The sequence below is a fragment of the Mycolicibacterium alvei genome, assembly GCF_010727325.1.
Lineage (GTDB): Bacteria > Actinomycetota > Actinomycetes > Mycobacteriales > Mycobacteriaceae > Mycobacterium > Mycobacterium alvei.
In genome coordinates this window covers 3,690,386-3,709,859 of record NZ_AP022565.1, presented here as the reverse complement: position 1 = coordinate 3,709,859, position 19,474 = coordinate 3,690,386, and the positions used below count along the sequence as shown (strand labels likewise).

General features: G+C 62.7%; 14 protein-coding genes and 1 pseudogene. 4 read left to right on the top strand and 11 right to left on the bottom strand.

Annotated elements, in window-relative coordinates; translation table 11 throughout:
* Positions 1–58: 58 nt before the first annotated feature.
* The 3 genes and pseudogenes from G6N44_RS17640 to G6N44_RS29560 form a co-directional block, all read left to right on the top strand.
* Positions 59–1,276 carry an amidohydrolase family protein gene (locus G6N44_RS17640; RefSeq protein WP_163666101.1) on the top strand — a complete coding sequence of 406 codons (1,218 nt, stop codon included), beginning with the start codon at positions 59–61 and terminating at the stop codon, positions 1,274–1,276.
* A 112-nt stretch (positions 1,277–1,388) separates the two neighbouring features.
* Positions 1,389–2,084, top strand: coding sequence for an SDR family oxidoreductase (locus G6N44_RS17635; protein WP_163666099.1), 696 nt, complete (start codon positions 1,389–1,391; stop codon positions 2,082–2,084).
* A 123-nt stretch (positions 2,085–2,207) separates the two neighbouring features.
* Positions 2,208–2,689: pseudogene (locus G6N44_RS29560) on the top strand (CoA-transferase); the annotation flags it as partial.
* A 320-nt stretch (positions 2,690–3,009) separates the two neighbouring features.
* Here the strand turns inward: G6N44_RS29560 and G6N44_RS17630 are convergent.
* Both G6N44_RS17630 and G6N44_RS17625 read right to left on the bottom strand, forming a co-directional pair.
* The gene (locus G6N44_RS17630; RefSeq protein ID WP_163670087.1) at positions 3,010–4,155 is read right to left on the bottom strand and encodes a thiolase family protein; all 1,146 of its coding nucleotides are present in this window, start codon (positions 4,153–4,155) and stop codon (positions 3,010–3,012) included.
* Positions 4,156–4,616: 461 nt separating this feature from the next.
* The gene (locus G6N44_RS17625) at positions 4,617–5,288 is read right to left on the bottom strand and encodes a FadR/GntR family transcriptional regulator (protein WP_407666179.1); all 672 of its coding nucleotides are present in this window, start codon (positions 5,286–5,288) and stop codon (positions 4,617–4,619) included.
* Between the two features lie 342 nt (positions 5,289–5,630).
* Here G6N44_RS17625 and G6N44_RS17620 point away from each other — a divergent pair, with 342 nt between their 5' ends.
* The gene (locus G6N44_RS17620; RefSeq protein WP_163666095.1) at positions 5,631–7,118 is read left to right on the top strand and encodes an aldehyde dehydrogenase family protein; all 1,488 of its coding nucleotides are present in this window, start codon (positions 5,631–5,633) and stop codon (positions 7,116–7,118) included.
* Between the two features lie 247 nt (positions 7,119–7,365).
* Here the strand turns inward: G6N44_RS17620 and G6N44_RS17615 are convergent, their stop codons facing one another.
* The 9 genes from G6N44_RS17615 to rpsR form a co-directional block, all read right to left on the bottom strand.
* Positions 7,366–8,016, bottom strand: coding sequence for a hypothetical protein (locus G6N44_RS17615; protein ID WP_163666093.1), 651 nt, complete (start codon positions 8,014–8,016; stop codon positions 7,366–7,368).
* 87 nt (positions 8,017–8,103) lie between these two features.
* Positions 8,104–9,894: a TniQ family protein gene (locus G6N44_RS17610; protein WP_235682762.1), complete on the bottom strand. Its 1,791-nt coding sequence runs from the start codon at positions 9,892–9,894 to the stop codon at positions 8,104–8,106.
* Complete coding sequence (locus tag G6N44_RS17605; protein ID WP_163666091.1) at positions 9,788–11,335, bottom strand: hypothetical protein; 1,548 nt, start codon at positions 11,333–11,335, stop codon at positions 9,788–9,790. Before G6N44_RS17605 ends, G6N44_RS17610 begins: the two co-directional genes overlap by 107 nt.
* Positions 11,332–12,318 carry a TniB family NTP-binding protein gene (locus G6N44_RS17600; protein WP_235682761.1) on the bottom strand — a complete coding sequence of 329 codons (987 nt, stop codon included), beginning with the start codon at positions 12,316–12,318 and terminating at the stop codon, positions 11,332–11,334. Before G6N44_RS17600 ends, G6N44_RS17605 begins: the two co-directional genes overlap by 4 nt.
* A gap of 69 nt (positions 12,319–12,387) precedes the next feature.
* Positions 12,388–14,541, bottom strand: a complete 2,154-nt coding sequence (locus tag G6N44_RS17595; RefSeq protein WP_163666088.1) for a DDE-type integrase/transposase/recombinase — start codon at positions 14,539–14,541, stop codon at positions 12,388–12,390.
* On the bottom strand, positions 14,534–15,244 hold the full coding sequence (locus G6N44_RS17590; protein WP_235682760.1) for a TnsA-like heteromeric transposase endonuclease subunit: 711 nt from the start codon (positions 15,242–15,244) through the stop codon (positions 14,534–14,536). The genes G6N44_RS17595 and G6N44_RS17590 overlap by 8 nt, the downstream gene beginning before the upstream one ends.
* A 329-nt stretch (positions 15,245–15,573) precedes the next feature.
* Positions 15,574–18,234, bottom strand: a complete 2,661-nt coding sequence (locus tag G6N44_RS17585) for a replicative DNA helicase (RefSeq protein WP_163666086.1) — start codon at positions 18,232–18,234, stop codon at positions 15,574–15,576.
* 497 nt (positions 18,235–18,731) lie between these two features.
* The gene (gene rplI / locus G6N44_RS17580; RefSeq protein ID WP_163666084.1) at positions 18,732–19,187 is read right to left on the bottom strand and encodes a 50S ribosomal protein L9; all 456 of its coding nucleotides are present in this window, start codon (positions 19,185–19,187) and stop codon (positions 18,732–18,734) included.
* An 11-nt stretch (positions 19,188–19,198) separates the two neighbouring features.
* Positions 19,199–19,459, bottom strand: coding sequence for a 30S ribosomal protein S18 (rpsR, locus tag G6N44_RS17575; RefSeq protein WP_029109238.1), 261 nt, complete (start codon positions 19,457–19,459; stop codon positions 19,199–19,201).
* Positions 19,460–19,474 lie beyond the last annotated feature (15 nt).

Below are 19,474 nucleotides of genomic sequence, written 5' to 3'. Positions count from 1 at the left end.
TTGTCAACTAGTTCTAGTGTCACGTAAACAACCGACCAAACTTTGAGGTGGAAGACACGTGGATAAGTTCACCGACGCCCCGATTTTCGATGCCGACCAGCACATGTACGAGACACCGGATGCGCTGACCAAGCACCTGCCCGAACGGTTCCGCAAGGCGGTGCAATTCGTCCAGATTGGGCGGCACACCCGGATCTCCATTCTCGGTAAGATCACCGACTTCATCCCGAACCCCACGTTCGATCGCGTCGCAGCGCCCGGCGCGCACGAGAAGTTCTATGCCGGAGACAACCCCGAAGGGCTGAGCCTGCGGGAGATGACCGGCGAACCGATCGATTCCATCCCGGCATTCCGCAACCCCGCCGCCCGGATTGAAATGATGAATGCCCACGGCGTGGACGAAGCGCTGGTCTACCCGACGCTGGCCAACCTCGTCGAGCATTCCGCAGCCGAAGATCCCGAACTGGTCGTCGCGATAATCCACGCGCTCAACCAGTGGATGCTCGAAACCTGGGGCTACACCTACGACAATCGGCTCTACATGACCCCGGTCATCACCGCGGCCCTGGTCGATGACGCCCGCCGCGAGCTGGAGTACGTGCTGGACAACGGGGCCAAGGCGGTGTTGATGAAGCCGGCGCCGGTCAAGGGCTACCGGGGTTGGCGCTCGCCGGCGCTGCCCGAGTTTGACCCGTTCTGGAGCGATGTCGAGCAGGCCGGCATCCCGGTCGTGCTGCACGCCAGCCAACCCCCACTGGATAGCTACGTCAGCCGGTGGGAGCCGGCAGGCTCGGGCAGCTTCTTCGAGATGGGCGCCTTCCGGTGGATGGTGCTGGGCCACCGCGAGATCTCCGACATGGTCGTCAGTCTCATCTGCCATGGCACCTTGACCCGCTTCCCGAAACTGCGGATCGCCAGTGTCGAGAATGGCAGCGCCTGGATCCGTCAGCTGTTCGAGGACTTCGAGAGCATGTACGCCAAGATGCCCCAAGCCTTCGACGAACACCCCTTGGAGGTGTTCCGCCGCAACATCTGGGTCAGCCCCTTCTGGGAAGGCTCCGTCGAAGACGTCGTCAGCCGCGTCGGCTGGGACAGAGTGCTCTTCGGCTCCGACTACCCACACCCCGAAGGACTCGCCGAACCCAAGGATTACTACCGGTACGCCGAAGGCATGGACGCGCAACGCACCCGAGACTTCATGGGCGACAACGCCCGCCGACTCCTCGGCATCCCGGTCCGAAACCCACAACCCGTCCACAACTTAACAACCGCCTGACGTAAATAGGCATGTTGGTTTCCCGCTAAGGGGCTGTGCCCGGAACTGGGACGGTTCCCGCCCTTGTAGTGGGTGACGCTCAACGGCAACAACCCAGAACGGAGATGTGACAGTGAAGCAGGCACTTGTTATCGGCGCAGCGGGAGATGTCGGCCGGGGTGTCACGGGCACGTTTGCGGCGGCCGGCTGGCAGGTATTTGGCGCCGGCCGTTCGGCGGAAAATCTCCGCGACGTGAGCAACGAGGTTCGCCGACAGACCCCGGACGCGCGACTGTCCACACTTGTCGGCGATTTGGCGACCGAAACCAGTACCCGAGACCTGGCCGACACCGCCGGCGTTGACCAGCTCGACGCCGTGGTGACCGCGATAGGCGCACCATGGCCTGCCAAACCCCTCGCCCAATGCACCTTTGACGGCATCGCCGACTACTTTGATCGCTACTTGCGGTTGCACTTCAACGCCGCGAAAGTGCTCCTCCCACTGCTGAAGCCGAATGCGGTATACCTGGCGATCGGTGGCGGAATGGCCGACGTCGTATTCCCAAACATGGCCCCGATGTCGATGGCCCAGGCAGCCCAGCGATCCCTGATCCGCGGCTTCGCCAAGGAATCCCGCGGATCCGGCGTGCACATCCGTGAGCTGATGATCGCCTCCAACGTCAACGGCCGATCGACACGCGACGTAGCCAAGCCGGACTGGCTCACGGATCAGGAAATCGGACGCCAGGCTGTGGAAATTGCTTCCGATATCGACGCGTTTCCCGCAACGGTCGTTACCATGTCCCCGCAAGATCGCGTGCCCTCCTGACGAAAGGTGCTGCGCGGCAAAGGCAACCAGTGAGTTATCAAAGGCTCCCCGCCCCCGCACCTTCACCTCCATCTACACCGTCGACGTTCGGAAACTCGAACTCCGGCGACGACTCCCCAACACAACGTCACCCTGCACTCCGAGGACGGCGTCCTCAGGACGGGTCCGTATCCGGACGATCACCATGTCGACGCCAACCTGATCAATACTGGAGAGGAGACGGACCGTCAATCTTGGTGCGGCATAATTCGATTCGACGCTGTCGTTCGGAGTGATCCGCGGTGGCCACGTCGACACCGCGGTGCTGGACGGCATTGAGGTGTCAACGACCGGCGATCTGGCCAGCTCGATGGTGCCAGGCAAGGTGGTCTAGAGGATGGGCGGTGCGGTCGATCTCGTCCACGGCGCGGCCCAGGTCATCATCCTGACGGAACACACTGCCCATGCAGGCAACCCAAAGATCACGCACACCTGCCGCTCACCAACCCGTACATCATCGACGTACCGGGCGACGGAACCTTGATCCTGCACGAACTGGCACCGGCGTCACCGAAGCCGACGTCATCGTCGCGATCGGCGCCGACCTCGTGAGCAACGCGACCTAAGGCTGAACCGTGCCGGGTTTGATGCCGGCCCGGGACGGCTCACCCTTCAAAGGGGGCAGCAATGCTAGTTGACGTAGTTGCCAGATAATGGTGACGCCCTCGAACGCCGTACTGGCGCACTCGCTCACATACCAGAGCGGCCATCCCCAGTGAATCGCCAGGGAGCGGACCGCTAGGCTGCGGGACCGACTCCGCACAAATACCTTGGATGAACGTTACGACCTCAGCCATTGTCGCCTCGCGAAACGGCAGAGCCGGCGAACATCACAGCGCGGTTGCACAGTCTCCGCCATGGAGCGCCGAGCGGCAGATGCGGGCGGCTATAGCAGTTCCAGTATGGTCGCGTTGGCCTGGCCGCCACCCTCACACATGGTCTGCAGGCCGTACTGAATGTTGTTGTCCCGCATATGGTAAAGCAGCGTGGTGAGGATGCGCGCGCCAGACCCACCGAGCGGGTGGCCGAGGGCGATGGCGCCGCCGTTGGGGTTGAGCGTGCTCTCGTTGGCGCCGATCTCCTTCAGCCACGCCAGCGGCACCGAAGCGAACGCCTCGTTGACCTCGAACGCGCCGATCGCATCGACGCTGAGGCCGGACTTGGCCAGTGCCTTCTGGGTGGCCGGGATCGGCGCGGTCAGCATGATGACCGGGTCGGCGCCGGCTAGCACCGCAGTGTGCACCTTAGCAATCGGCTTGAGCCCAAGCTCTTTTGCCTTCTGCGCCGAGGTAATCAATAACGCCGCCGAGCCGTCGGAGATCTGGCTGGAGTTACCCGCGTGGATGACACCGTTCTCCTTGAAAGCGGGCTTGATGGCGGCCATGGACTCGACAGTGCCGCCGCGGCGGATACCACCGTCCTCCAGCACGACGTTGCCGTCCTCGTCCTTGATACCAACGATCTGGTCCTTGAAGGCACCAGAATCCTGTGCGGCAGCAGCCTTTTCATGCGATCGCAGCGAGAACTCGTCGAGCTGGGTGCGCGACAGCCCCCACTTCTGAGCGATCATTTCGGCGCCGGTGCCCTGGTTGGGGGTCTGGCGATAGCGGGCGCGGAAGGGCTCCGGGTGTGGATGTCCACCGTTGGCCAGCGACGAGCCCATCGGGGTACGCGACATCGACTCAACGCCACCGGCGACCACGACGTCATAGTGGCCGGCCACCACACCGGCGACGGCGAAATGCAGCGACTGCTGGCTTGAACCGCACTGTCGGTCGACGGTGACACCAGGCACGGTCTCAGGCCAGCCAGCGGTCAGCACGGCAGTGCGGGCGATATCGAGGGCCTGCTCACCGACCTGCATAACGCAGCCCCAGATCACATCGTCAACGAGGGCGGGATCGATGCCGGCGCGTTGCACCAGAGCATTTAGCACCTGCGCCGACAGCTCCGACGGGTGCACCCCCGACAGGGCGCCGTTGCGCTTACCTACTGGCGAGCGCACCGCCTCAACGATGACCGCTTCAGCCATGAATTTCTCCTTCGAAGATGTAGTGGGGCCGCAAAATTCGCGCATTTGTTCTGAACTTGAAGTGAACGTAGGACAGGAGGTTTAAGGGGTCAAACTACTAGCTGGTAGGCGGGCCTCCGCGTAGGAGAGGTTGCGCCAGCAGTGTGAGAGCATTCAACAGCGACCATGCTCACCTGTACCACTGCCTCCGACCGGGGGACCAAACGCGTCCTCGGTGCCGGTACAGGGCGCGATTGAACGTGAAATCCTGGCCATATGCCCAAACTCTTTCTTATACAACATGTTCGATCAAATTCGCTCTGGATTGCACACCTACCACGCCGCCGCCCGCTTGGACTGAGGCGGCAAGCTCATCCGACACCACTGCAGTCATCCCAGCTGACCACCCTCGCGGGACGCAGTATGCCCATCCCGCGCACGTCTTCGAACGAGTGCCGCAACTTTTCCACGCGCCATTAGCTTCATTCGAGAAGGTCCACTGCCGCGGACATCTCAGATGCCGTCAAGACGAATTCGTCGCCGTTCTGCACGTGCCGCCGCCAGAGTTCACCGGCTTCCGCGACGTCGCCGGCTCTGATCGCGTTCAGCACCATCCGGTGGGTCTTGACTGACCGACGGACCGCCTGCTCGAGGCGCTTCCCTTTGGCGCTTTGCATGGAGCGGTTGGTCTTCTCGATGATGTGGCGCAGCATGTGGCTGATGATCTGGAGGGTGTCGTTGCCGGATAACCGGGCGATCGCGGCGTGGAAGTCGCTGAGTTGGTCGCTGGCGCCGGGGTTCATTTGCACTTCACGATCGACGATGCGCTCGAGTTCGGTGATCACCCGGGGGTCGCGGTTCATCGTCAGATGTTGGACCATCGGCACCTCAAGCGCGGCCCTGGCGTCGCAGACGTCCTTGACGGTGACCCCTTCGTACTCCAGGATCAGACCCGCATAGCGCGCCAGGGTTTCGCGCCGGGGGCGGGTAACGCGGGCACCGCCACTCCTCCCACGGCACATCTGGATCAGCGACTCGGATTCCAACACGCGGAACGCCTCCCGCAGCGTCGGTCTCGACACTCCGTAGTGTTCCATGAGTGCCGGTTCCGGGGGCAGCATGGTTCCCTCGGCTATCTCGCCGCCGATGAGCATCCGACGCAACTCGTTGGCGAAACGATCGGCCACCTTCGGCGCCCGAAGGCCGGAAGCGTCCACTGAGCAACCTCCACAACTACTGATGACATGGCACAGTGCCCCTCACCTAGGCCAGTTGCGCGGAGCCGTACGTCGAGATCGCGATCCTTCAGCCGTCACCGGTGGGCGCACTGTGAACAGGTCGGTCAAGGGATCGACAAGGGGTGTACATGTGCCCGAAGCCCCTCGATTTGTAAATAACGCCGAGCCTGAGACGCAATTCGTTAAACCTTTTACCAGATAGACAGTTCGCTGTTTGGCAGCATAACCTAACCGGAGACTTCTGCGAGAGGGAGCGCAATGACAGCTTTGCCAGTCGCCGCCACTACTGTCCAATTCCACCCCGAGACCAGGCTGTTCATTGACGGCCACCTGCGGGAGGCGGCCGGCGGCCGGACTGCGGACAACCTGAACCCGTCCACCGAAGAGGTCCTCGGTATAGCGGCCGATGCCGACGCCCAGGACATGGATGCGGCGATCGCAGCCGCGCGACGCGCGTTCGATACCACCGACTGGTCGACCAACCACGATTTCCGCCAGCATTGCCTGATGCAGTTGCATAACGCGCTGCAGCTGGAGAAGGAGGACATGCGGGCCGAATTGGTTGCCGAAGCGGGCGCCCCTGTGGGCATGACCTACATCGCGCAATTGGACTGGCCGCTGACCGATGCGATCCGCTGGCCCGCTCAGTACATTTCCGAGTTCACCTGGGAGCGCCAACTCGACGAGGCCGCGTTGATGGGTGTGCCATACCAGCGCGTCGTGGTCAAGGAAGCCATGGGTGTCGTCGGCGCCATCACACCGTGGAACTTCCCCACTGAGATCATCAGCAACAAGGTGGGCCAAATCCTGGCCACCGGGAACACGATGGTGCTCAAGGCCCCGATCGAGACGCCATGGAGCGCACTGCGGTGGGGTCGCGTCATCGCCGAGAAGACCGACATCCCCGCCGGCGTGTTTAACGTCGTCACCGCGTCGGACAACGCGGTCGCTCAGCGTCTGCTTACTGATCCGCGGGTCGATATGATCTCGTTCACTGGTTCGACCGTGGTCGGCGAACTGATCCAGCGACTCACCGCGCCGACAATGAAGCGCAACCTGCTAGAGCTGGGCGGCAAATCTGTCTATCTGTTGCTCGAGGACGCCGCGTTGGCCGAGACCGTGCCTGGATGCATTGGCGCGCTTATGCACTCGGGTCAGGGCTGCGCATTGATGACCAGGATGCTGGTGCCGCGCAAGCACTATGACGAAGCCGTCGAATTGGCCACGGCGGCTTTCGGCGCGGTGACTGTCGGCGACCCAAGCGACCCGGTTAACTTCTGTGGGCCGCTGGTGTCGGCCAAGCAGCGTGACCGCGTGATCAGCTACATCGAGGTTGCCCAACAACAGGGCGCCAGGGTCACCGTCGGCGGAGGCAAGCCCGACGGTTTAGATCGCGGATATTTCGTCTCCCCAACGATTCTCGCTGATGTCGCCCCCGATCACCGAGTATTCAAGGAGGAGATCTTCGGCCCCGTGATCACGATCACGCCCTACGACGGCGGAGACGACGGCGCCGTCGCGATGGCCAACGACTCTATGTACGGGCTGGCGGGCACCGTCCTTGGCGACCCCGACCGTGCGATGGCTGTCGCCCGACGCATTCGCAGCGGATCGATCAACGTCAACGGCGCCATCTTCTACGGTGCCGACGCACCGTTCGGTGGCTACAAGATGAGCGGCATCGGCAGGCAGAACGGACTCGAGGGATTCGAACAGCATCTACAGACCAAAGTCATCGCGTACTAATTTGGACACCGCATCGGAACCGACACACTTGTGGACGACGGCCTTGAGCTGGTTGTTGATGGCAATGGCCGTTTCTGGGCGACCCTCACCGATTGGTGGTGGACGCCGCTAATCGACTCACCATTGGCGACTGCTAGCAGCCGAACGCCCAACGGCGCAAAGCTCAACGAGCTGGACGGCCTGACGCGGATAGGTATGCAATGGACCACGTGATTGGTATCGGTCAATTGCACAGCGCTGCCGCACGTTACCTAGCCCTCACCGCTAGCGGCGATACGATCCTCGGTTGGCCGGCACGACACACTTCCACGACGTAGAGTGCCCACGCAGATGCCATCGCCAAAGCCGGTCCCCAATCGCCTACGGCCGTTTGAGCGCCTGCCCAGTCGACTCCTTTCGCCGTTGTTCCGTCATGGCGTAAATGGCTAAGTATCAATGCATTTGACGGATGCACCGCTCCAGAGTACTCGCGCTGCATATCGTAGAACAGCGTTTTCGCGGGGCCTCCGGCAAAGCGTCCACACATTTCGCGCATCTTCGGAGGTCCACCCGATCTTGGGTGCTGCGTAATCTCGGCGAGCTGCTGTAGCTGCTCGTCCGATAAACCATGGCTCGCGGCGAAAATATCATCCATTGAGCCGATTTCGCGTAACGCGCTGACCATCTCGTTCAATCGGATGTAATCGCTTCGACTGAGTCTGGCCAGCAATTCACGCTCTCCGTATTCAGTGAGCATCATCCACTGAGCTGTTAATGCGTGCTCAAACGCGATCCGGCCGCATGACGTCGCTACTCCTGGTGTCTCGTTGCGAACTTGCAAGGCAACTTTCACGTGATTGAGAGCATGCGCGGCCAGACCGAATACGACCACAAATTTCGGGTTCAAACTCTGCGGCACGTGGCACGGCCGGGTCCCGCGGCCGTTAGCCCACCACGACAGCCACCGATCAACAGCTCGGTCGTTCCGGCATCAGCGGGCCAGTCTTCAATCGGAAGCGACACCCCGTACGGCCATGGTTCGGAGTTGCTGCCCGGCGGTGGCGGGCAACGAGTCGCTGAATACACGGTGGGCCGCCTTCCAATGTCGGCTTGGGAGTTCGCCTTTCCACACTGGGCTTGTCTCCACGAGGCCCTGCGCGACAGTGCACCACATCCATGTAATGGCGTGGGGCAGGGTAACGGCTCGACGTCTCGGCGTCACCGAGCTGCACCAATGGTAGAACCATAATTCGTGGTTCGCGGCCAGGTCGCACACGGCGGCTTCTCGTCGGCGGAAGTCCGTGACACGAGACATTGACCGTCTAGTGGCGTGGACGGCGGCCTCGAACACCGCTGGAGGGACCCGCATTCTGGCGCTTGCCGCCCGCGCGGTCCGTCGTCCCAAATCCGCCTCTAGGCCGAGGGATTCGGCAGCTTCTGACCAATTGCTTAATCCTGCAACCGATCTGACGATGCACAGTGACACGTACAGTCGCCCTGTCGACTCGTAGCCGCCGAGCATGCCGGCGAAATGTGCGCTGTAGGTATCGGGATCGATCGTCTGCGGTATCGCCGACAAGGGTAGGCGCGTCTCGTCCATAGTGGCCGTGGCCGTCTTGTTGATTCGCCTGCTGATGCGGTGTCGTTGGGATGCGGCCCCTATTAGCGCTTGTGTCGTTGGGGTTCGAACCGTCCTGTTCATAGCCCAGCTGTGCGGCCCATTGGGGACATCGGCTATCAGCACCAGCCACGGCGACAGTGCGGCCGCGGCCTCTGCAAGGTCGGCGCGCATCAGGATTTCGTGAGCAGCGCCAAGGGCGGCACCGCGGATTCGGGCACTATTGGGCGGGCTGATCCCCCACCGCGGTCCACGCAACTCCGACCTTCGGGAGGTCGCTTCGGCTTGAAGTTCATGGGCCCAAGGCACTACCGCAGTTGCAGTTGGGCGCGTCGCGAGGTGCAGGAGCAGCGTCGCGATGTGCCTCAGTTCGGCGAGGTATGTTCTCGCATCCGTTCGCTGCCCAAGCATGTCAATCGAACCGCCTAGAAGTGCGCGTGCGACAACAGCGGTTGCCTGCCTGAGGTCAGGCTCGGCGTCCTCGGTCGAATGGTCCAGCACCGAGTGGTCACAGTGCTGGCGTAGGCCGAGTTGATTGCCACATGACTGGTGCGGGCCGAGGTTCGGTCGTAGAGGCGAGTACCGGCGAACGCGGAATCTCTCGCCGCATCCGTCGCACCGGGCTACCAGCATCGTGTTATGCACGGAACACATGGTCACCAATGGGAGTCGCCAGTGCAGGTGCCATTGACCACTCTGCTCCAAGCAATGTGGACACACCTGGGTGCCAGTTTGGGGGAACCAGCCTTGGGCCACCACGTTGCGGAAGCTGTCGCGGATGAGCGGGTCAAAGCCATCCAAGTGGATAGGGAGGCCGTCGGAATATCTAATGAGAGTTGCGCTCTCGATGTGGCCGTGGGCGATTCCGCCGAGCTGGCTGATTCGGTTCACCATCGACGGATCCGGTCTGATCATCATGAAGGCTCCAGATGGGCTGCGCTCGTCTGATGGCGTGGTGATGAGCCGCAGCATTTGTGCGGCATCAAGACCGTTGCCGACGGCAAGTCGTTCGAGATAACTGTCTAGTGCCTCGTCGTTGCCGAGTTCCAGACGGGTAGGCAGCAGCCCGATGTTATGCGCTATGGGGAGGCCACCGATCGAGGTTCTGTGGCCGGTGGATCGGCGCTGCTTCAGCTTCCATAAGAGTGTTCTGCTCGCAACGGTATTGCCGCAGCGCAAGTCTTTCCTCGGGCCTCAAGGCTCGATCGAACGAAGCAATCACCGACGGCGGACACTCAGGCAGGTACCCAAAGGCGTCCTGGCCCACCACCTCGTCGAGCCATATCCAGTGCCTGGCAACATCAACGTCTGCCGAGGCATAGAGCGCGGCGTTCGGCGCCAAGTCCCATAGCGTTGATCCACTGAGTTGGACTCGGGGGTCAGCCGTTTCGGCTGGCGTCAACACAGCGAGGTTCTCTGCGAGTTGCACCATCTCGGACAGGACCTGGGCAGCACCACTGGCCGTAACGTCCGGGAATACCCACTCATCGGGGGCCTCCAGCTCGCGCTGGCGTTTTCTCACCGCATACGAAATGGGCTCGCCGCGCCGGTAGCTCACGCGGATATCGTCGGCGATCGTCAGGTTGATAATCCATCGCCGCAGTTGGGCGCAGACGTGTCGGCGCCAGCTCCACACGTCCTCGTCGAGTAACAGCGGATCAGTTGCGTAGCGGACCTCTATCGGTACGTGCTCGGGCTGCAGGTGTCCCTCGATGACTAGCTGGCGGATACGTGTGCCTGACGCCATGATGGATGTTGGTCGACGATCACTGGCCTGCGTGTATGCCCGTATGCGAGGGCGGGGGTATCCGGTATACGGTGTCCAGCGCCGGTGGTCGGACAGCGGGCTGTCGCCGAGGCCGCTGACCGCGAGATAGCTTGCATGGGTGCTCGCGGAGATGCCCCACGCGGCGCGCATGGTCTCCCCGACCAGGGTTGGAATCTCAGGCAGACCCAGCGCCGAGTTCTTCCAGCGGTCGTCGACCCGCGCCAAGAGTTCTGTTGGTTCGCCTCCTACGGCGTCGAGGGCACCGAACTCGGTGTGTAGCAGGTGCATACCCATCGAGGTTGCGCATCGCCGGAGCCGGATGAGCCGTTGGCCGATCGGCTCGTTGTCCTTGCTTGCCATCGCGTCGAGGATTTCGCGTTGGACGCGGTTGAGTTCGTCGTCAGCGGGTTGCGGTTCGGCGAGGAGATCGTCGGCGCATGACAGGAAGCTGTTGCAGCGCAGGCACAGAAACTGGATTGCCGATCCGCGCAGGGTATCTTCAATGCCCCCGGTGCTGCATCTTTGGCATTGCCAGACAGAGGTTTTCAGCTGCCAGCCGGTATGGGTTCGGCGCACTGCTTTGCCGATTGAATCCAGCGTCACCATGTCCAGTTTTGCGGGGTGCATGCCGATCGATGCGGCAACCGCAGCGATGGGAGTTTTGGCTCCAGGATGTCGTTGCCTGCACAGGCGCAATAGTTCAGCGGTGCTGGCACCATTGGCATCCGCGAGACGCCGACAGAAGGAGGTGAAAGCTTCCCCCTGCAGCGGTTGGACCCGCGCGGGCAGCCACGCCACTGCGTTGGATGCGTAACCCGCCTTTGCGGCGATTAGTTCAGATACCGCCGTCATCGGGCACGCCGCTGCGGGGCAGACTGCGCTTGGGCGTTGTGCTCCAACTCGGCGCGCTTGCTCAGGGCGACGGCGTTGAGGTGCCTGAGCTCGATGGTGTGGCTGCCATCGAGCGTGGCTGCCAGCGTTGCGCCACTGATGAGTTTGGTGAGGTCACCTAGGAATCCCTGTGTGCGGTGCCATAATTCGCCGGCCAGTTTGAGGAACAGCACGCCGGGTTCGGCGGCGGGCAGGTGCGCCAACAACGTGTTCTCGATGTCGCGAAGGATCTGCTGCCATACACGTTGTTCGTCGAGATCGTCGATGGTGTAGCGGGGGAATCGGAACATTTTCAAGCGGCCGGCAATCTGGGGATCGGTGACCAGATCGCTGTTTTCGAGGTCGGCACCAATCAGGATCACGGATGCGCCGATTTCTCCGAGCTCGGTGTTGATGTGCTTGACGTGGTCGAGAACGTCACGGCCACCCTTCCAATTGGTTTTCAGGAATTGGGTGTCGTCGACGACGAGCACGCGCACACGATGCTGTTCGGCAGCACGGACAACGCTATTGGTGAGTTTTCGCCGGACGCCTTCCGCCGGCAATCCAAAGAATTCGAGGATCTCAGCATCGACTTCTTTGATCATGGCTCCAGGAGGCAGGTTGATCCAGACCACCGGGTTGAGATCGGCCTCGGTGCCCAGGGTCGGATACCAGACCGGTCTGCCGCGCCTGTCGAGTTCGGCCGATCTGGTCCAGTCGCGGTAGTTACGTTTCGCCCACTTCTTCATCAGCGTGCTCTTGCCGACGGTGTTCTTGCCCGTAAGAAGGCCGATGTCTTTCGCTCCTGGCGGCGACTGCGTATTGGTACCGACCATCGCGGTCATCGCGTCGGTGATGCCGGTGAGCTCTGGTGTCTGCACGTACAGGTGGCCCAGCCAACTCGCCAATTGCTCGATGTGGCGAGCTCTTTCGCCGTCAGACAGCTGGTTCCACTGTTTCACGCTCAGTGGCGGTGGTTCTGGCGGTGGGGGCGCCGTGCAGTAGTTGTGCCAGATTCTCGCGTCCACGGTTCAGTCGTCCGCGAGGAGGTTCGGCCAGGCCTGACGTCGGGTGTCCGACAACCCTGGCGACCGCTTCTGTCGGACCGTCCGCAAATCCGTCGGGGCGTCAATGGCGCGCTGCGCTTCGTCGTGGTCGGCCTTGGACTGCTCGACCCGGCGGGCGGCCGCGGACCATTTCGCCTTCCACTCCCGCGTCGTTGGCGCCTTGGTCAGTTCGGTCAGCTCCTCGAGAATCTGCCGTGTTGCCGATCCGCGTTTGAGGATCGTGTTGCCGCCGCGGTCCCGGATTCGTTGACGTGCGGCGTCGACAATCATCTGCGTCATCGGTGCGTCGGTTCGGTTTGCGCCTCGCCACTCGATCGGTTGGACAAGCGTGGAGTTGAGGTCGCGAAACCAGATGCGGGACAGGTCATGTGGGTCGACATAAAACGGCGCCGCACGGTCCCCCGCACGGAAGTGCCCCGGCGCAACCTCGCGGTACGGGTCCAGCAGCGGGGAGTCGAAGACCATATTCGACAGCTCAACCCCAGCGTGGTTGATGGTCGCCCAACGGATCGGCAAGAACTGGTAGATCAGATCGGCTCGTTGTGGCACGTCGATTCGTCCTGTTGCCTCAACCATGACGTCCCACATCTCCAGCGGACAGAACCTGGCCTCGGCCTCCTCGCCCAGTCGCAATCCCTCGTGCAACGCCCGGTGGTAGTCCAACGCAATGAAACGCCGGAGGTGTTCCTGCAACTCGCGGGCCGTGAGCAAGGGTTCGTCGGCGACCAGGCGGCCGCGTTCGGAGACATTGCGGCCCTTGTATCCGGGAATCTGTTGCAGGGCACGTTGAATTGTTTCGTGCCACCGTTCGACGTGCGGGTTATCGGTCGGCTTCTTCCCACGACTGAGTAGCAAGTCGATCCCAAGGTCGGCCAATGTTGCCCGGAAATGCTCCGAGACAAAGATCGAGCCGTGGTCGCACCGCACGGCATCGGGCGCGACCGACGGAATATGATGGGCACCCTGCAAGGTCGTGAAGTCCGGCGCGATCCGCCGACGGCCGACCGTTAGTGCGACGTCGGAGACGTCGAGCTGTTCAGGCAGGCCGACCCAGCGCCAATCGCTGATCGACGTGCCGCTAACCGAGAGCGAAAATGGCCGGCACACGTCATAGACCAACAGTCCTGCGTCGAGCCCGTTTGCGCTTTTGGGGACGACCCGCAAGGCCAGGACCACTCTGGTCGCGACGTCGATCGCCGTGAGAATCTCAACGCTGCACGCACGTCCGGTAAGTGCGTCGTAGACGAGGTTGTCGGCCCGGGTGGCGTCAATGGCCACTACTTGGCCCGGGCGAATAGCCGGATAGTGCTGGGTACCGGATGCCTTCTGCAGCGAGCGGCTTCGCTGTGAACGCGTCGTCGATCCCTTCGACGCCTTCAACATCGACAGGAACGCCTGGGTCACTCGCTGCGGCGTCACAACGTCGGTCTGTCCGTCTTCGATGAGACGGACCCGAATGCGCCGATCGAGCTCGTTGATCGAGACCGTCGAGCGGTCGCCGTCGAGGGTATTGATCACCTCCCTCGCCGTCTCCCGAAAACGCTCGTCGATGCGGTCCCACGAGGCACTTTCGCGAAGGTGCCGGCCGTCTATCAACGCGACCAGTCCGTCCCGCTTCCAATTGCGCACCCAGTTTCTTACCGTGCTCGGGTTCGGTGCCACGGACTGAAGTTCGCCGTCGCGTACACGCCGCTGCAAGGCCCGGTCCGACTGCCGCTCATAGGCCAGCACTTCCGCCATCGCGTCGCAACGACGTGATTCCGAGGCGCCGAACCCTTCTCCGAACGGCGAACGCGGTTCGCCCGGACGTGCCAACTCGCGATGCCCATCGCGGTAACCAGTCAGAATCTCCTGGACAACTTCCAGGCGATTCAGCGCCACGGTCCTGGCATGGTCATCCAACGCGTCCCACAGCGGTCGCAACGGTTCGGACACCGCCGCCACCTGGCCGTCCTGAATAGTCCGGGCATATGTCAGGTCGGGCCAGCCCACCGTTTCGACATTGCCGAACGAATCACGGAACGTGACGCCAGCGGACGCCACCGAAACGACAACAGCAGTCCCGCCTTCGGTCAGAATTCGGGCGCCTTCGACCAACAGGGTCCGGCCGTCAGACATGCGCCCACTCTCTGCCCAACCCGACCGCTGTCCGCTCGGTCAGCGGGCGCCTGATATCGACCGACAAGGCACCCTTCCAGATGAGATGCCAGACGACCGTTTTCAGCCCACCTGACCCGTCATCGAGCCGGAACAGTTCACCGAGGGGCACGGGCTGCCCCGCCACAGCCAATCGAATCTGCGACACGTACCGATCCGACCACTCAGGTCTGCGGCGAAAACCGTGCAACCACAGCAAATTTAGACGCTCAATCCTGCCGAGACCATCAAAGATCTGATAGCGCCAGCCCACCGCTTCACATTCATTCGCCGTGATCGCCGCCTTAACGCGGAACCGAGAGCCTTGATCGTCGGCGCCGCGGGCATCCCACACGGTGACCCGACCGTCAACATGCACGGTCAGCAGATCCGGCGTGTGCTGGCCAACCTTGGGCTCCGTCCAACCCAGGCGGAAAGGCTGCGGCACGATCCACGCAACAGACGGATCGCGGTCCACTCTTCGCACCAAATCGTGCTCCAAGCCGGACTCCAGCTCAAGGTGACGCGCGTTAGTCATCGAATACGCCGTCACCGGGATATGGCGGTTATGTTCCGACGACCTCGGCGTGCGTACCGGACCAAGCTGATCGAGGATCGGCGCCCCTCGCTCGGACCACGACCACTGCTCCTCGGCTCCCCCGGACATCCGGATCGTCCAACTCACGTCAGGAACGCCGTCAACCACTGTCAGCTGAGCCCGCCCGCCATCGTCAGCGGCTGATCGCGAAGGCACCACGTCGTATCCCTCCGAAGCGACGGGAAGGTGATGCACGCGACATTAACAAGAAGATTGACAGATTCCGCGCAGGCGAGGCGTGTCTGACAGCCCGAAACCAGCGGACGCCACCAGCGCTTTTCCGCCGCACAAACCGATCCACCCCAGGTCACAACTTGTCGAGCCCAACTCCACTGCCAGCAGTACCGACCGCAGACCTTGTTAAACAACAACCAGCAGTCTGCTAATCCTCGCTGCATCTCGACAGGCGCGAAGTCCTACCGCGCCATATTCGTGAACCGCGAGAAGTGCAGCTGGTGTGCCACAGTGATATTCGCGGTGGGGCCGTTACGGTGCTTGCCGAGGATGATGTCAGCTTCACCACCGCGCGGGTCTTCCCGGTCGATCGCGTCGGGGCGATGCAACAGCAGGACCATGTCCGCATCTTGTTCGAGCGAATTGTGAGCCGTAATTCCCTGTGCCACAAAGTTACTCGTTCCAGGAACGGTTCCGTCGTACACGTCATGCTCACCGATACTGGTGATCTCGACGATCTCGTCCCAGAACACATCGTTGAGGGCCAGGTGGTGCAGTTCGAGGTCATTGAGCACGGCGGCCGCCCGATGCAGTCGCGACCTGCTCGGCGCGTGCTTCCACATGGCCGAACCGCAGAACTTGGAGCCCATGGCTGCGGCGAATTGCCGGTGCGTCATCCCCTCGCGCACCAACGCTGACTTCACCTGCTGCCAAACTTCCTTCGGCACCGTGTCGCGATTCGGGTTGCGGGTGGCACCTTCGAGATGCGCCAACACCTCACGTGCCTTGACGCCGCGCTCACCGTGCACACCGACGTGCGCCAGGAATCGGTGCTGGTTGTCCCCGCCGTAGATGAGCACATGCCAGCAGTCGCGGTAACCCACCTTCTTCGCACGCTTGATCCGCGCATACACACCGACCCGCAACAACAACTGGGTCACGTCATCAGCGAGCTGCCGGCTCGTCGTGGCGTAGTAGATCCGCGCCTGCCCCGCCGTGGCATCCCAACGCACCGAACCATCCGTCGCCCACAGGTGATGCAGGAACAACGCCACCTGATCGTTGGGTAGCGCGAAAACCTCTTTGGGAACGAACTTCTCGTAGCTGCGCTTGCCGAACAACCCGAGCTTGTCCAGCCACGCCCCGATCGGATTCCGCTTGCCGTGCGTCAACCGATAGGGCGCCGGCAGGCGCAGCGTCGTGACGCCGGCCGCTGGGTACTCGTCGCGCACCGCCGTCACTCCGAAGTGCAGCGCCGAGATCTCGACCTCGAGCAGATTCGCCTGGTCGACGCTGGCGTATCGGATCGGTTGGCGCTTCACGCATGAACCGTCACCGATCATGTGCGCCAACATGATCACCTCGGAGTCGTGCATCCGCTCGGTCTGCACCGGCTCGGGTACCCGTCGCGGCGTGGCCAACCGATCGCCGACCGCCAACTCACCCAACGGAACCCAGCCGTCCAACGTCAGGAACGGGTGGTTGGCGGTGGCCTCCACCTCGCGCCCGGACGCCATGCGCAGCGTGAAGACTTCCTTGCGTCCACTCGGGAACACGTTAGTCATCGGGCGCGCGACCATGTTCTTGTGCTCGTCGAGCGACCACACCAGCGGCCGCTCGCCGGTCGCCATCAGCTCACCGAAGGTCACCTCGGCGCCGGTGTCGGCACGCAGGATCCGGGTATTCGCCGTCATGCAGCCCGACTCACGAAGGTCCGAAACCTGCGGACGCTTGTCGGTGCGTTGCTCGGGGCCGCGGTTCAGCTGGCTGATCGCGATCACCGGCACTTCAAGCTCCTTGGCCATCAGCTTGAGGCTTCGGGAGAAGTCCGAGACTTCCTGCTGACGCGACTCATACTTCTTGCCCGAGCTCATCAGCTGCATGTAGTCGACGACCACCAGCTTCAGATCGGCCTTCTGGGCCAACCGGCGCCCCTTGGCACGGATCTCCATCATGGTCAGGTTCGGCGAGTCGTCGATGTAGAGCGGCGCCTCGCTGATCTCGCTCATCCGACGGGCCAACTTGGTCCAGTCGTCATCGCTCATCCGGCCCGAACGCATATCGGCCAGTTTGATTTTCGCCTCGGCCGACAGCAGTCGCATGACGATCTCGGACTTGCTCATTTCCAGCGAGAAGATGACGCTGGCCATCCGGTGCTTGATGGAGCAGGACCGCATGAAATCCAGTCCCAGCGTGGACTTCCCGACACCGGGACGGGCCGCGATGATGATCATCTGCCCGGGGTGCAGTCCGTTGGTGATCTCGTCGAATTCGGTGAACCCGGTCGGTACACCACGCGAGATACCGCCCTGCGAGGCGATGGCATCGATCTCGTCCATGGTGGGCTGCAGCAGATCTTCGAGCGCGACGAAGTCCTCCGAGGCACGGCGTTCGGTCACGTCGTAGATCTCGGCCTGTGCCCGGTCGACCACATCGGCGACGTCGGCGCCATCGGCCCCGGCGTAGCCGTACTGGACCACTCGGGTGCCGGCCTCCACCAGCCGGCGCAGCAGCGCCTTCTCGGCCACGATGCCGGCGTAGAAACCGGCATTGGCCGCAGTGGGCACGGTGGAGATCAGCGTGTGCAGGTACGGCGCCCCGCCGATGCGGCGCAGCAGACTGCGCCGGTCCAACTCGGCCGCCACGGTGACCGCGTCGGCAGGCTCACCCCGGCCGTAGAGATCGAGGATCGCGTCGTAGACGTTCTGGTGTGCCGGGCGGTAGAAGTCGCCGGGACGCAACCGCTCGAGCACGTCGGCGATCGCGTCCTTGCTCAACAGCATGCCGCCGAGGACGGCCTGCTCGGCCGCCATGTCCTGCGGCGGCTGCCGGCCGAAATCCTCCCCAGTCGGAGGGCCGTCCATCTCCGAATCTGGATGCCCCAGGTCGTCCACCACCGCCACGGACTCCCCACCCCCTTCCGAGGCATGCCGGCCAGGCACGCTCGAACGTCTATTCGAATCGGTACTGCAACTGTAGAACAGGGCTCTGACAAGGCCTCGACAGAGTCGCGACGCACCACGCTAGACGTTGCTGGCCGCTCCCGGAACCACCCCTGTTGATGAACCTGTGGATGGTGTGGGGATAGGTGTCGGTCACGGTGTTGAACCTCTGGGGAGAACCTGTGGACTATTTCACGACAAACTATTGTTTCCCCTGGTCAGGGAGCCACAGAGGCGGTGAGTAGTTGTGTATGGAAAGTTCCTCGGCGTGTCGTCCCGGGTTGCCGTCCCGGGCGTGTTGTGTTGCGCGCCGGGACCGCGCCGGTTAACACCGGGTTAGGTTCGCTGTCGAGAGTTACCCGCAACGAGTTCGCCAGAGATGCAGCAACGCCCGGGTGGAAACCTGTACAGGTTCCCACCCGGGCGATTGAGTGCTTGCGGAACGGCTCCGCTACGGATTACTCCGCGGTGACGTTCAGCGACACCTTGGCTTCCACCCCGGTGTGCAGCCGGACGGTAACCGGATGCGTCCCGACCGACTTGATGTGCGCCTTGGGCAGCTGCACCGTGCGCTTGTCCAGGTTCGGACCGCCGGCCTTCTTGATCACGGCCACCACATCGGCAGCGGTGACCGAACCGAACAGCTTGCCGGTATCGGCCGCGGCCTGAACCGGCAGCGACACCTCGCCCAGACCCTCGAGCGCGGTCTTGAGCTCGTTGGCATGCTCGACGCCACGAATCGACTTGGCCTCGCGGGCCCGGCGGATCTCGTCGGCCTGGCGCTCGGCACCGCGGGAGGCCACGATGGCCAGCCCACGGGGCAGCAGGTAGTTACGGCCGTAGCCGTCCTTGACCTCGACGGCGTCGCCTGCGACACCCAGGTGTTCCACCTCAGCGGTGAGAATCAGCTTCATTGGTCTACTCCCTACCGCGTCGACGAGCCGAACGGCAGCAGAGCCACCTCGCGGGCATTCTTGACCGCGATGGCGACATCGCGCTGATGCTGGACGCAGTTGCCGGTCACCCGGCGGGCACGGATCTTGCCGCGCTCGCTGATGTAGGTACGCAGCAGCGCAGTGTCCTTGTAGTCGATGATCTGCCCCTTACCCTTCTTGGAGCAGAACACGCACTTGCGTGTCTTTACCGGCTTTTCCGGTGCCGGCCGCCGCTTTGTGGACTTGGCCATTGTTATCTCTTCCTT